Here is a 13,819-nt window from a genome sequence, read left to right as displayed (position 1 = left end):
ACAGGAGGTGAAAACATATGTTGGAATTTGAAACATCAGATTGGGCTTTTAATTCAGCTCTTTCTGGATTTATTAACATTGTAGGTGAGGGAAATGTAACTTACATTGATAATCAGCGAGTGTCAGTCAATCGGGAATTGTTAGAAGACTTCTCCAAAAAGTATTTTGATTATTTGATTGATACATATGAAAAAGTTTTACCTTGGCATAGGATTGTGTCATATAAAGAAAAAATAACTGAGTTTGAAGAAAATCAATTTGATAATTTTTCAGAAAAAGATTTAGAAAATTTAAATCTTTATATCAAAAATGTAGTAAAATACTACTTTTCAAGCGCTAGCTATAAAGCTGCTTTTTCACTAATTGACACAGACTTTGATCCAGAAATAGAAATAAAAACTTTAAAACCGATTAATTTGAAAAAGAAAGACGTTTTTAGTGAGGTTAAGGCAGATATTCTGCCACAAGTAAAAGAAAACTTCGAGGTTCTGACAAAGCTCATTGATTACGCCTCATCAGAAAAAGGTCGGAAATATTTGGCAGGGAAGAATGTCGTTTATACGTTAATTAAAAATAATTGGGAGGGCGTTTCTTTTTTGAATCGCAATACGAAAGAGAAAGATTTCTACATTGACTTTGAAAATCATTTTGTAGAACCAGCAAAGGCTTATTTAGAGGCGGATAAAACGAAATATAAGTATCACTGTGCCAATTGTGACGCGAAAATAAAAGATTTAAAGCTAGACTACTCTTTTTTAACAAATACAGGGTTTGATGTTGCGAGGAAAGCATCGCATATTTGGAATCAAGATAATGATTTGGCGATGTGTCCAGTTTGTAGACTTGTTTATGCGTGTATGCCTGCTGGTTTTACGTTTATTCAACGCGAGGGAATTTTTATTAACAGCAATGCGAATATTAAAGAGATGGTTCATGTGAATCAAGCCATGAAAAATGACTTAAACACATTATTAAATGACCGCAATAAATCGGTTTATCGTGCACTTGTTTCGTTGGCACAGAAAAAAAGCGCTGAGAAACATCGCTATGAGTTGGCTGATATTCAAGTTGTTCGTTATGAAAATGAAAACTATCGCTTTAATTTGTTATCTAAACCAGTCCTTGAATTGATGAATCGTTTTGAGGACGAACTGAAAAGTTTAATTGGAATGAATTTCAAAGATGGTAACGATAGGTTGTATCTCTTTCAGGAAGTCATTAAAAACTTGCTCGATAATCAAAACCTATTTTTGCTAATTCATAAGCTTGTTTATTATAAAATCGCGAATTATGGTCAATTATTTTATTATAGTCATCATATTATGATTGTGCTTAAAATGAATAGTTATTTTACGGGAGGAGCGGGGAATATGTCGCAAACAATTACGCTTGAAGATTTGGAGAAAGTACGCGCTAATGCCTATTATTTCAAGGAAGATTTAAAATCTCGCAAAAGAGATCAAAAAATACAAGGTATTGCGCATCAGATGCTTAACGCGGTTAAAACAGTGAATCGTGGCTTGTTTATGGATATTTTACTTAAAAATTATTCTGCTGTAGATAAACAAGTACCAAAGATTTTCTTACGGATTTTTGATAATGATGATAATTTTAGAACGATTGGTTATGCCTATTTGACAGGATTAATCGGTGAGACGAATGTGAACAATAAGGAGGAAGCAAAATGAAAACTAAAGGATTAACAGCAACGATTATTTTTCAAGCAGAAAGTGCGAATTACGGAGAATCAATTGGGAATGTATCGGCACTGAAGAAAATTTCACGTGATAATGGTGATTTATATACATACATTTCGCGTCAAGCGCTTCGTTACAATATGATTGAACAGCTTGGTGAGGAGACTGCACCAGTTCAAGCAGAAGGTAGTGGCGATAAAAAAGTGATTCAATTTGACGCAAATGCACAAATTAATAAATATCCAGAAATTGATTTTTTTGGTTATATGAAAACGGAAAAAGGGACGAGTGGCCAAAAGCGTAATGCGAAGGTCCGTCTTTCGAATGCAATATCAATGGAAACATATAAAGGCGATTTAGACTTTTTAACAAATAAAGGTCAAGCGGATAAAATTGGGGAGCATATGAATATTGCGCAGTCGGAAATTCATCGTTCTTTTTATCGCTACACAATCACAATGGATTTGGATCAAATTGGGATTGATGGGGATATTCAAATTGATAATGCGGAAAAGGCGCGCCGGGTGAACAAGTTGCTTGATACGATTCAATTTTTATATCGTGATATTCGTGGTCGCCGAGAGGATTTAAAACCGTTATTTATTATTGGTGGCGTGTACGATATTAAAAATCCAATTTTCCAAAATGAAGTCTTTGTGAAGGAAAATAAGGTTGCGGTTTCCGATGATGTCTTGCCTGAGACGATGCGCCAAGATACGCTTTCAGGTGTTTTGAAAGGGATTTTTGATAATGAAACGGAGATTCGTGAAACTTGGCATGCGACAGCTGTTCCCGTCTTTTTTGATGCTTTAAAATCGAAAGTAAGTGCGTATTATGAAAGCAATTAGGGTGAAGCTTTGGCAGGATTTTGTGAATTACAAAAAGCCGACTAGTTTCCAGTTGAAGGAAACCTATCCGCTTCCGCCTTTTTCAACAGTGATTGGCATGGTTCATGCGCTGGCTGGTTTTGAGTCGTATCATGAGATGGATATTAGTGTGCAAGGAAAATATTTTTCAAAAGTGAACGATTTATATACGCGTTATGAATTTAAATCTGGTATGAGTTTTGAGAAAGGGCGGCATCAAATTGATGTTAATGGGCTAGGCGTTGGTCGGGGGATTGCGACAGCGGAGCTATTAGTTGACGTCGAACTTTTACTTCATATTTTACCCGAAAAAGAAGAAGATTTTGAAGTGATTTTAGATGCGTTTAGCCGGCCGAAAGAGTATCCGTCGCTTGGGCGTCGTGAGGATATTGCGACGATTATAGAAGCGAAGGAAGTTGATGTTGATGTGAAAACACTTTCCAAACAAGCTGGTTTGCCGGAAAATTACGGGGCTTATGTGCCAGTTGAGAGTGAAACTGATGTGAAGCGGACAGAATTATACGGTTTAGAACAGGTCGGAACGCGTTATCGTTTACCAAAGAACTATGTGTTAGAAAATTTTGGAACTGCCAAAAAACCTAAAATTTTCCGTAGATGGAATAAAAAAGATGTGTTTTATATGTCAGAATTTCGTGGCATGCGAAAACGTGATTTCTGGGTGGATTCGGACGGAGATTTAGTGTTTTTTGTATAAAAAAGAGAAACGGGGGATTGTGAGATTCTCCGTTTTTCAAATTTGGAGGGAGATATGAAAACGTTTTATGCGAAATCAAATCCAAAAGAGACGATTCAAGAACATACAGACGAATTACTGCGCAATTATGATATTTTAAAAGCTATTTATCCAGAAATCAAAATTGATTGGTATTTGTTGCGATATGTTTGTTTATTACATGATTTTGGTAAGATGAATGACTTATTTCAAGCTAAATTATTTTCAGGTAAAAAGAAATTAGAAAATGAGATTCCTCACGGTTATTTAAGTTTAGCTTTTATTGACTTAGAGCGTCTGGAAGAGCTTGGGTATAGCAAAAATGATATTAAAGTTGTCTTTCAAGCGATTGCTTATCATCATGAACGAAAATTTCACGGGAAAACAAAAGATATTGAAGCAGGGTTTAAAATGCTGAAAGAAGCTGCGGCAAATTTTGATTATACGAAATGGGAGCAACCAATTGAACCCGCAGATGAACTTGAAACAGAATTTTTCGCTGTGGGGGAACTAACCTTTGAAAATGATTATGATAACTTTAAAAAATACGTCCTCTTAAAAGGTTTGCTGAATCGGATTGATTATGCGGCTAGTGCTGGCGTGCCGGTTGAATGGGAAAATAAGTTTTTGGAGCGGGATTTGGCGGCTTGGAAAGATGAAAAAGAGATTTTAGAGTGGAATCCGCTGCAAAAATTTATGTATGCGCATCAAAATGAGAATGTCGTTGTGGTGGCGCAGACTGGAATGGGTAAGACGGAAGCAGGGCTTTTATGGATAGGCGATGCAAAAGGCTTTTTCACTTTACCGCTAAAAACGGCGATAAATAGTATTTATGAACGGGTGAAAACGGAAATTTCGACCGAGAATACGACTGAAAAAGTTGGTTTATTGCATTCGGATATTTTTTCGCGCTATTTGTTAGATGAAGAAGAACATGATATTGATGAATATATGACGCGGACGAAACAATTGTCGCTACCGCTTACTATTTGCACATTAGATCAGATATTTGATATTGTTTATCGCTATCCGGGTTTTGAGCATAAACTTGCAACTTTATCTTATAGTAAAGTGATTTTAGATGAAGTTCAGATGTATTCACCTGATTTGCTTGCTTATGTTGTCATTGGGCTTAAGTATATTCAAGATTTTGGCGGCAAATTTGCGATTTTAACAGCGACTTTGCCTGGAATTGTTACGCATTACATGAAACAGGAGAATCTTGAGTTTACTATGCCAGAAAAACCGTTTATTACTGACGTATTTCGCCATTCAATACGTGTGTTGCACCGCGAAATAGATATTCAAGATATTTTAGAGCACTCTTTTGGAAAACGAGTTTTAGTCATTTGCAATACGGTGCAAAAAGCGAAAGAAATATTTACTGCCATACGAAATGCTGGCATTAATACCCATTTGTTCCATAGCCAATTTATTCGCGGAGATCGCCGTCAAAAAGAGGAAGCTATTTTTAGTGACGGAGAGCTAGAAGCGGATTTTACGGGTGTTTGGGTCGCGACACAAGTCGTGGAAGCCTCGTTAGATATTGACTTCGATTTGTTGTTTACGGAGCTTTCTGACATAAATGGTTTGTTTCAAAGAATGGGACGTTGTTATAGAAAACGCGAAAATCCGGCTGAAAACAATATTTTTGTGTATGATGGTGGTGAGAAATGGTGTAGTGGTGTTGGTTATGTTGTTGATAAGGACATTTTTAAGTTTTCTAAAGAAGCGATTTCTGGGCTTGATGGGAAATTGTTGGAGTGCGAGAAGATGCGGCTGATTGATGAGGTTTATTCGTATGAGAAGTTAGCTGGGACGATGTATAATGAAGAGCTTGAAAATAATATTAAATACTTGAAGGATATGTGCGCGTATGAACTAGATAAGCAAAAGGCAAGAGAGTTATTCCGCAATATTCAATCGGTGTCGGTTATTCCGAGAAAGATTTTTGAGGAAAATAATATGCTTATGGAAAAATATCAAAATGCTTTTGGCAAACTTGAAAGGCAGAAATTATGGGAAGAAATAAAGGATTTGCAAGTGGATGTTCCGGCGTATTGGTATGATAAATCGGAGAGCGATACCTTTAAACTGTCAGAATATAAACGGCTTAATATTATGGAGTGCTTGTATGATAAAGAAATTGGCGTGACACGAAAAGAAAGGGAGAAAGAAACTCAGTTTTTCTAAGGTGGCATAATGCGAATTAGAAGATTGAGCTGACACGGGATATTTATTTGTTTGGTGAGGTTACGACGAATACGAAGTGTTTAAATTATTTAGCAGAGAAAAAGATTCCCGTACATATTTTTAATTACTACGGTTTTACTCTGGAACATATAATAGGTGATCGATTAATTTTTTCTTTGTTGAATAAAAATACGATTACGGAGGGCGACTTTGAGGAAAAAGCCAATTTCTATTATATGAAACCGAGTGGTCAAAAGAAAGTGCTACAAGCGTATGATGAAAGGCTAAAAGAAACACTTCGTCATCGAGATTTAAAGCGAAATGTTTCCTACCGTCGCTTAATTCGTCTGGAATGTTATAAAATTGTTAAAACTTTAATGGAAGATGAGCCTTATCAAGGTTTTAAGATGTGGTGGTGATTTTATGTATATTATCTTAATCTATGATATTCCAAATGGCGAGGGCAGTGCGAAAGTTGCGCGTAAGATTTTTAAAACTTGTAAAAAATATTTAACACACATTCAAAAGTCCGTTTTTGAAGGGGAGGTTACACCAGCACTTCTCATGCAACTAAAGCTTGAACTTAATCAACATATTCGAAAAGAGATGGACTCTGCCATTATTTTTAATAGTCGCAATCAAAAGTGGCTAGAAAAAGAGTTTTTAGGTCTTGAAGATAGTAAGACATCTAATTTTTTCTAATCTGTCGATGCTAGATAGCGTAAAAACACCTGGGGGTCGACAAAAACTTGTTATCCGTTCTGGCAGAATGGATAACAAGTTTTTTTGTTTGTGAAACTAAGGAAAACTTGAAAAATGACTCCCGAAAATCAGAGGTCGACAGAAAAGCCTTTTTGAGGTAAGATGGGAGTAGGGCTCGCGAGGGTACCTGTTTTAATCTATGTATTATGAAATGTAAATTAAATCTTTTTAATATTTTATAACTTGCCATGTTTCAGTTTTAATCTATGTATTATGAAATGTAAATTGATTTGTTTGTCGGCATAAGCTTGTCCCTGTTGTGTTTTAATCTATGTATTATGAAATGTAAATGAGGGATTTAGACCAAGCGAACGACGCGCGCGAACATGTTTTAATCTATGTATTATGAAATGTAAATACAAAAGTTGACGGTTGGGGATACGCCGAGAAAGACACGTTTTAATCTATGTATTATGAAATGTAAATGCTGTATCTTTGATTTCAAATTGAACTCCAGACAGGTTTTAATCTATGTATTATGAAATGTAAATCCACATCAGAACGTATCTGGCCCAATTCGGCAGTGTTTTAATCTATGCATTGTGAGATGGAAATACAGGAGGCGTATTTTTAGGGTGTTCCATACATAAAGTTTTAATCCGTGCATAAAAACTACAGTTTCTGCATTTTTGTGGTATTCTAGTCTACATATTATGAAATATGGCTGCAATTTAGCATTGGGAAACTAGTTTTTTTAACTACAAAACTACACATTCTAAAAAAGCAAAAATCATTAGAAGCGCAGTGCATCTGCGGAAATGATTTTTGCTTTTATATGTGTTTGTATAGTGATTGCATATGCAATTTGTTTGCGGGGATAAAATGGGTAAAACCCGCTGTTTTTGTAATAATCCGCACTAGCTTTCTTCAAAATGAACAAAAAAGGGGATTATTTTTGCGCGATTGTTCAAAAAATGTCTACAGAAAATGGCGGTGAAGTCTGGTAAGATATTACTTGTGATGAGGAAAACACTGTATGCCTCATCATAAGTATTCCTTTAATTACAAAACGAGCTGTTCAACCTTTTGACCTAGCCATCTTATCTTGGCTAGGGTCTTTTTGTTTTTAGTTGGAATTAACCTTACTTGAGTGCCTAAAAGCACTCTTTTTTTTATGCTCAGCAAATGGCGCGTTTGCGTTTTTTGCCAATGCGGTCCATTTCGATGACTTTTTGAATGTACGTAGATGCCACGGGGACTTTACACGCGGTGTTGCCCATATCCACATAGACTGTGCCGATGTTCTTGGCAACAGATTCCGCTTGCGAAAGAAGGGGTGGGTAATAGGTTCCGGTGCAGATAACAAAATTGTTCATGGTGTATTTGACGTTGTTTCTTGCGTCGTGGATTGTTTTTTCGACTTTTTCTAACAAATGAAGCACTTCGGTTTTATTGATTTCTTCGTCTTTCGCGATGGAAAGGTAATTTGCGTAGCAGCTCCAGCCAGTGCTTTCAAGTTCTTTTGGTGCCTCGTGAAGCCAATAATTGGCGAGGGCAGTAGCGTACGGAGTTTCTGCTGCAAGGCTTGCGACAATTGCTTCACGAATGCTTTTCGAATTGGCAATTTCTGCCCAGTGAAGCAAATCTTCTTTTGTAAGTTGCTTTGGGTCACACGTTAAGCCCGCTAAATACTGCGCATCATAATTTCCGGTTTCGAAAAGGGCGTGTGCCAAATTCGCAGCTTTTACTTTTTTCACAAGTTGTTTTTTCATATCTCCAATTTTCACACCGAACAACGGCTCGTTCACATCATGACGTAGCAAAGTCTTCTTCGTCTGCTCACTCCCTAGCGCCGCAAGCTCGTTCATAACCGACTCAAGATTCATGTTGTTCCTCCTTTTTATAGCGTTTATCCTCAGTATAACGAAGGTTTTTTGGAAAAGCTAGCTGGGCTTCACAAAAAAGAAGCTGAGTGTAGCGAAATAAAGCATGAAAAGTTATAATGAATGGGAACAATAAAAAGGGGATGAAACGATGTTTTTTGCTTTCTTTGCAGCCGTTTTTTTAATGGTTTTTGCTGTGCTTTACGTGTGGGATAGGCGTAGAATTAGTAACGGGATATTTTTGACAATTGGTTTGTTTTTCTTGTTGTTGTCAATTCTTTATGTCGTTTTGACGGTTTCAGACCGAGTTGATCTCGTTCGGGTTATAGTGACGGGGGTTGCGATTATTCTCTTTTTGCTTATTCCGTTCTTTTTCTTCGGTCTTATTTTCGGGCTTATAATGAATGGGCGTACGATGATGAAAAAAGAAGGGAAGCGGCTTGCTAACTTGTTGCCGATGTTCGCTGGTCTAGGGTTGTTAGCTTTGTTTATTTGGGGCATTGCACAAGGGTCAGTAATTTCGATTCCGCAACTTGCGGTCCTTTACGCAGCGATTATTACGATTTTAACGTATTTCACGTTTTTCTTCGTGACGTTTTTAATTTCTTGTTTCGTCTATCAATACAATTTCCCACGCTACAACCAAGATTTTATCATTGTGCTCGGAAGCGGCTTAATCGGTGATAAGGTCCCACCATTACTTGCGAGCAGGCTAGACAAAGCGATTTCTTTTTACAAAAAACAGCTTGAAAAAAAGGGGAAACAAGCGACGATGATCGTATCTGGTGGGCAAGGTGAGGACGAACTGACGTCTGAGGCGAACGCGATGCGGCTTTATTTGCTTGAAAAAGGGATTCCCGAGGACTACATCATGATGGAGGACAAATCAGTGAATACGCTGCAAAATATGCGCTTTTCGAAGGCGAAAATGGACGCGATTTTGCCGAAGTATAACAGCATTTTCACGACGAACAATTTTCACTTGTTTCGAGCAGGTCTTTATGCGAAGAAAGCGGGTTTAAAGAGCCAAGGAATTGGTTCAAAGACGGCCTTCTATTACATGCCAAGCGCTTTAATGCGCGAATTTATTGCGGTTGTGATGATGCATAAAAAATTAAATTTAATGATTGCCGGCTTGATTTTGCTTATGTTCCTAGTGCTATTTCTTATTTCATTTTTATAGAGGAGGAGTTTTGATGAAAAAAATTGGTTTTATTGGTATTGGTGTGATGGGAAAAAGCATGGTTCGAAATTTGCTGAAAGCGGGTTTTGACTTACATATTTATACGCGAACAAAATCCAAAGCAGAGGAGCTTCTAAATGAAGGGGTGACTTGGCATGACAACCCAGCTGAATTAGCGGCTACGGTGGACGTTTTAATTACTATGGTTGGCTATCCGAGCGACGTCGAAGAATTGTACCTATCCGAGGGCGGCTTTTTAGAAACGATGCAACCTGACACACTCGCGATTGATATGACGACCTCCTCACCAGAACTAGCTGCACAAATTGCTGCGGAAGGTATAGAGGCAGGCATTGCAGTTTTAGATGCCCCTGTTTCAGGTGGGGATATTGGCGCGAAAAACGGTACGCTTAGTATTATGGTCGGCGGGGACGAGTCGGCGTTCCAGCGCGCCAAACCGATTTTTGAGGCGCTTGGCGAAAGCATCATTTTACAAGGCGGTGCTGGTTCTGGCCAGCATACGAAAATGGTGAATCAAATTGCGATTGCCTCGAATATGATAGGCGTCACAGAGGCGATTTTTTATGCAGATAAGGCAGGACTTGATCCTGAACGCGTCTTGAAATCCATCGCCGGTGGGGCGGCAGGCAGTTGGTCGCTCAGCAATTTAATCCCACGCGTCCTAAAAGACGATTTCTCACCGGGCTTTTTCATTAAACATTTTATTAAAGATATGCGAATCGCAATTGATGAAGCAAAAAAAATGGGGATTGACTTACCTGGTTTAATTTTAGCTGAACAAATGTATCAAACTCTCGCTGAACGTGGTCTTAGCGAAGCGGGAACGCAGGCGCTAATTAAATATTATAATTAAAAAACATCCCGTAAAACCTATTTACGGGATGTCTTTTTATTTAGTATACGTTTTTAAAATGGCTCTGCTAAAACAGGAGCAAGAAATGGTTCGCTTTTCTTAGTGCGGTTAGCATTCACCGCTGTAAGATAAACGGGAACAGTGTCTCCTTCTTGCCATTTAACATTGTCTGGTACGGGAATCTTGAAGTAACCATTTTTATATTCAATTTCAGTAATAATTGTGTTTGTATAGCCATTTTGAGTATCGAAGACGGCATTAGCATAAATTTTTGTCCCACTAGGAATTTGAGAAGTGTCATCATAAGTGGTATAACCAGAAATGCTAGTAGATGCTGTATTAATAGGATTGACTGATGTTATTTTCCCAATTTGGAAATTTTCCCAATCGTCCTGCACGGTAACGATAATCGTTTTGGTTTCAGTGTTACCTGAAGAATCTGTTACGCTATATGTGACGTCATACGTACCTGCTTTAGTTGTATCAACATTGTTTGAAACGACTTCGATTTTATTGGTAATATCTCCATCTCGGTCATCGGAAGCTGTTACACCTGCTTTTGGATCAAAATTATCTCCGACGGATATCGTTTTATCTGTGGCACTAATAGTCGGTTTTACTTGATCAGGAAGTGTAGTTTCTAATGAGGCTTGTGCCGCATTTGGATTTCCAAGTAGGTTCAAGTTTAAAAGGGTGTCGCTACTTAGTGCAGCAAATTCCAATTGACTATCTGGAGATGAAGGCAATTGAGAAATACCTAAACTTGCTAAATCGATAGTTAGCGTGAAGTTATTTGTTGCCGCAATTCCAACTGAGGCTAGACCATGATTGATTTTTGCCCCAATAGACTGATGTTCTTTATCAATGATTAATTGATCGCCAGTGACCGTTCCTTGATGAGGTGGCAATCCGACTGGTCCTATAGAAAGAATTGGTATAGAGTATGAAAGTGTAGTATTTGCGCGAACTTCAGGTGAATCTAGTAATGACGTAAGTTCGGTAGGCAAAGTAAAGTATGTGTAGTACTCGGAAATTAAGCCAATATTCGCCAGCTGTTGTCCTGTAAGTGTTAATTGTAGTTTCCCGTTTTGATAAGTTGGTTGTAAATGGGCATCTTTAAGTAAATCAATATTTGCAGCACTAGCTTTTTGGTCCCCTGTCTGAATTGTTGGGACAGCGTTCTCAAAATTAGTAGATACGGGTGCTAAAACGAACACTCCTGCTGTAGCTAATGCGGTCACAAATTGTACTTTTTTCTTCATCTTTCTTCCTCCTTTTGATTCCTTGTTTCCAAGGGGATAACTAAAGAAAGGGTCTATATAGTATATTTTTGTGACTATTTTACCTAAGTAATATGCCTTCCCCCCCTCAAAAAATGTGTATTCTTTCCAAATATTAAGAATACAAGCAAATTATAACCACTTTTAAAATACAATTCAATAAATATTGCTTATTGATGCAAAATTTTTATTAGTTTGCGTTTTTATTAATAAGATTGTCATCGCCTTTAAATAATCGTTTTATTAGGTAACAAAATATAAGCATAAATTCAGTAATAATATCATCTGGAGACATGGTTTTTACTGAATTTATGCTTGTTTTTATGTAACAATCTCGATTTTAAATAGAATAATTTTTTTCCATAAATTTAGCCATATTTTCCGTTGCAAGCGCGAGTTTATTAAGTGAAGCGGCATAAGATAAACGGAAGTAGCGGTCGCCTTTTTCGGAAAAGGCATTGCCGGGCACGACTGCTACTTTGGCTTCTTTAGCTAGTTTCAAAGCAAAATCATACGCGTTTTCAGTGACGAAATCGGGTAGCTTGACGAAAAAATAAAATGCGCCGTCTGGGGGGATGACCTGAAAGCCCATTTTCACAAGGCGATCCTGCACGAACTTGGCGCGGACTTTGTATTCTGAGCGCATCAGCAAAGCATCGTTTTCACCTTTTGTCACCGCTTGAAGCGCAGCTTTTTGACTAATCGAAGAAGCGCAAGTTACGGTGTACTGGTGGATTTTCAGCATTTCTGTAAGCAGTGGTTTGGGTGCCATGAGGAAGCCGATGCGAAAGCCAATCATCGCGTGCGATTTCGATAGTCCGTTGATGACAATCGTTTGCTCTGGTAGCATCGGGCGCATGGACGTATGCGGTTTCTCGTAAGTTAGCTCGCTGTAAATTTCATCGGCGACGACGTAAATTCCCGTGCCTTCTAGGACGTTTGCAAGCTCTCTCAGCTCGCTTTCCGTTAGCGTTACGCCAGTTGGATTCGACGGGTAGGGCAAGATAAGTGCTTTTGTTTTGTCAGAAAGGACTCGTTTTAATTGCGACGGGGTTAATTTGAACGCTGACTCCGTCGTGTCGACTTTGACCGGAACGGCGTCCATCAATTTGATGAGCGGTTCATAGCCAGGGTAGATGGGATCAGGCAAAATGACTTCATCGCCTGGTTCTAAAATCGTTTCGAGTGCCACAGCAATGGCTTCGGTTGCGCCAATTGTGACGATGATTTCTTCTTTTGTGAAACCTAGCGCGTATTTTTTGTTAAAATAATCAGCGGCGGCGGAAACAAGTTCAGGCATGCCGGCATTGTTTGTGTAGTTTGTAAAGTTATCTTGAATAGCGTTTATTGCGGCTTGTTTGACATGTTCTGGAGTATCGAAATCTGGTTCGCCAAGTGTTAATTTCATAATGCCTTCAATATTCGCAATTTCATTGTTAAAACGGCGAATTCCGCTAATTTGAATGGCAGCCAGTTCGGGGCGTATATTTTTAGGCATAAGCTTCACCCTTTCTTTCTTTTTCTGCTTCATCATATCATATTTTAGCGGAAATAGGGGCTACTGTTTTCAAAAATAGTAGGTTGAGTTGCTGTGTCTGGCTTTATATTTGTATAGGCTTCGAGGCAATATTTGGCGCGCTTTAATGACAACGATGTTTTGGTCTTATATTGTAAACGAACCTGCTCGCCGAGGTGATGCAGCTCTTTTAAATCGTTTTTTGTGGGCGGGATATGGAAAAGGAAATCGCCACATTTGACCAGCACGAGCGAGTGTTGGCGGCAGTTTTTTGGATTTTTTGAATATTGCAAGCCGACTTTTTCGGCATGGCCATCTGAGAGCAATTTGGTGATGGCGGCTTGTTTTAGCTTGTACAAGTAAGCCGGGTTGGTGGCGACTTTACTATGACGGTTAACGATAAAAATGGCTTCGGCAATTTGTTTCGTCTGGTTCAAATGAAAACCCCCTTTTTGCATGTAATCAGAAAATTTCAATTGAGTATAATAATTTAATTATAACGAAACAATTTGATAACACAAATCAAAAGTTGAAAAAATCTGATAATATTTACATTTTGTTATTGCATATTTTGCTTTTTTACCGTAAAATAGTTTTAATAATGATAATCATTTTCAATTGGAAGTGGTTTGAGAGGGGAAGCGCACATGACAAAAGCTGGTAAATACGAGGCGTTCTTTTTTCCAACAAAAGATGGCCTTTTGAAAATACATGCTTACGGTTTTAACCCGACTGGTTCGTGGGGGGAAGTTTACGCGACTTTAAATGGCGAAACGATTTGTGTGAAGGGCTTTAATCGCCACAAGACAATCATGCGCGCTGTTAAAACGAAGCTGGATATTACGGAAAATCAAAACAACGATTTATAAACCTGGTTGCTTTTCGCACTAGG

13 protein-coding genes and 1 CRISPR repeat array are annotated in these 13,819 nt (G+C 38.2%); of the genes, 9 read left to right on the top strand and 4 right to left on the bottom strand.

Features of this window, described 5'->3' with window-relative positions:
• The first annotated feature begins 17 nt into the window (after positions 1-17).
• The 6 genes from cas8a1 to cas2 are packed head-to-tail and all read left to right on the top strand — an operon-like array spanning position 18 to position 6,191.
• A complete protein-coding gene (gene cas8a1 / locus CFS60_RS05835) occupies positions 18-1,688 on the top strand; it encodes a type I-B CRISPR-associated protein Cas8b1/Cst1 (protein ID WP_088838977.1) in 1,671 nt (556 codons plus the stop codon).
• Entirely contained in the window at positions 1,685-2,545 is an 861-nt protein-coding gene (gene cas7i, locus CFS60_RS05830; protein ID WP_088838976.1) for a type I-B CRISPR-associated protein Cas7/Cst2/DevR, read from the top strand. The genes cas8a1 and cas7i overlap by 4 nt, the downstream gene beginning before the upstream one ends.
• A complete protein-coding gene (gene cas5 / locus CFS60_RS05825; protein ID WP_220387233.1) occupies positions 2,523-3,278 on the top strand; it encodes a CRISPR-associated protein Cas5 in 756 nt (251 codons plus the stop codon). Before cas7i ends, cas5 begins: the two co-directional genes overlap by 23 nt.
• A 54-nt stretch (positions 3,279-3,332) precedes the next feature.
• A complete protein-coding gene (locus CFS60_RS05820; protein ID WP_088838974.1) occupies positions 3,333-5,489 on the top strand; it encodes a CRISPR-associated helicase/endonuclease Cas3 in 2,157 nt (718 codons plus the stop codon).
• A gap of 23 nt (positions 5,490-5,512) precedes the next feature.
• On the top strand, positions 5,513-5,908 hold the full coding sequence (locus CFS60_RS05815; RefSeq protein WP_088816247.1) for a CRISPR-associated endonuclease Cas1: 396 nt from the start codon (positions 5,513-5,515) through the stop codon (positions 5,906-5,908).
• Positions 5,909-5,912: 4 nt separating this feature from the next.
• Positions 5,913-6,191, top strand: a complete 279-nt coding sequence (cas2, locus tag CFS60_RS05810; RefSeq protein ID WP_088838973.1) for a CRISPR-associated endonuclease Cas2 — start codon at positions 5,913-5,915, stop codon at positions 6,189-6,191.
• A 189-nt stretch (positions 6,192-6,380) separates the two neighbouring features.
• Positions 6,381-6,806: a CRISPR direct-repeat array (repeat unit 30 nt; unit sequence GTTTTAATCTATGTATTATGAAATGTAAAT).
• A gap of 563 nt (positions 6,807-7,369) precedes the next feature.
• Here the strand turns inward: cas2 and CFS60_RS05805 are convergent.
• On the bottom strand, positions 7,370-8,077 hold the full coding sequence (locus tag CFS60_RS05805; RefSeq protein ID WP_088809484.1) for a DNA alkylation repair protein: 708 nt from the start codon (positions 8,075-8,077) through the stop codon (positions 7,370-7,372).
• 148 nt (positions 8,078-8,225) lie between these two features.
• Here CFS60_RS05805 and CFS60_RS05800 point away from each other — a divergent pair, with 148 nt between their 5' ends.
• Together CFS60_RS05800 and CFS60_RS05795 are read left to right on the top strand one after the other, a co-directional pair.
• Positions 8,226-9,257 (top strand): YdcF family protein, encoded by a 1,032-nt coding sequence (locus CFS60_RS05800; protein ID WP_088838972.1) that lies wholly within the window; start codon positions 8,226-8,228, stop codon positions 9,255-9,257.
• A 13-nt stretch (positions 9,258-9,270) separates the two neighbouring features.
• Positions 9,271-10,131 (top strand): NAD(P)-dependent oxidoreductase, encoded by an 861-nt coding sequence (locus CFS60_RS05795; RefSeq protein ID WP_088838971.1) that lies wholly within the window; start codon positions 9,271-9,273, stop codon positions 10,129-10,131.
• Positions 10,132-10,184: 53 nt separating this feature from the next.
• Here CFS60_RS05795 and CFS60_RS14045 read toward each other — a convergent pair whose 3' ends face one another.
• The 3 genes from CFS60_RS14045 to CFS60_RS05780 form a co-directional block, all read right to left on the bottom strand.
• Positions 10,185-11,393 (bottom strand): immunoglobulin-like domain-containing protein, encoded by a 1,209-nt coding sequence (locus tag CFS60_RS14045; protein ID WP_255387554.1) that lies wholly within the window; start codon positions 11,391-11,393, stop codon positions 10,185-10,187.
• A gap of 358 nt (positions 11,394-11,751) precedes the next feature.
• Positions 11,752-12,909, bottom strand: coding sequence for an aminotransferase class I/II-fold pyridoxal phosphate-dependent enzyme (locus tag CFS60_RS05785; RefSeq protein WP_088816250.1), 1,158 nt, complete (start codon positions 12,907-12,909; stop codon positions 11,752-11,754).
• A gap of 44 nt (positions 12,910-12,953) precedes the next feature.
• Positions 12,954-13,364, bottom strand: coding sequence for a YkyB family protein (locus tag CFS60_RS05780; protein ID WP_088809488.1), 411 nt, complete (start codon positions 13,362-13,364; stop codon positions 12,954-12,956).
• 210 nt (positions 13,365-13,574) lie between these two features.
• Here CFS60_RS05780 and CFS60_RS05775 point away from each other — a divergent pair, with 210 nt between their 5' ends.
• The gene (locus CFS60_RS05775) at positions 13,575-13,796 is read left to right on the top strand and encodes a hypothetical protein (RefSeq protein ID WP_088809489.1); all 222 of its coding nucleotides are present in this window, start codon (positions 13,575-13,577) and stop codon (positions 13,794-13,796) included.
• Positions 13,797-13,819 lie beyond the last annotated feature (23 nt).

Source organism: Listeria sp. ILCC792 (assembly GCF_900186135.1).
Classification (GTDB): Bacteria; Bacillota; Bacilli; order Lactobacillales; family Listeriaceae; genus Listeria; species Listeria goaensis.
This window is presented reverse-complemented; position numbering and strand designations above follow the sequence as displayed.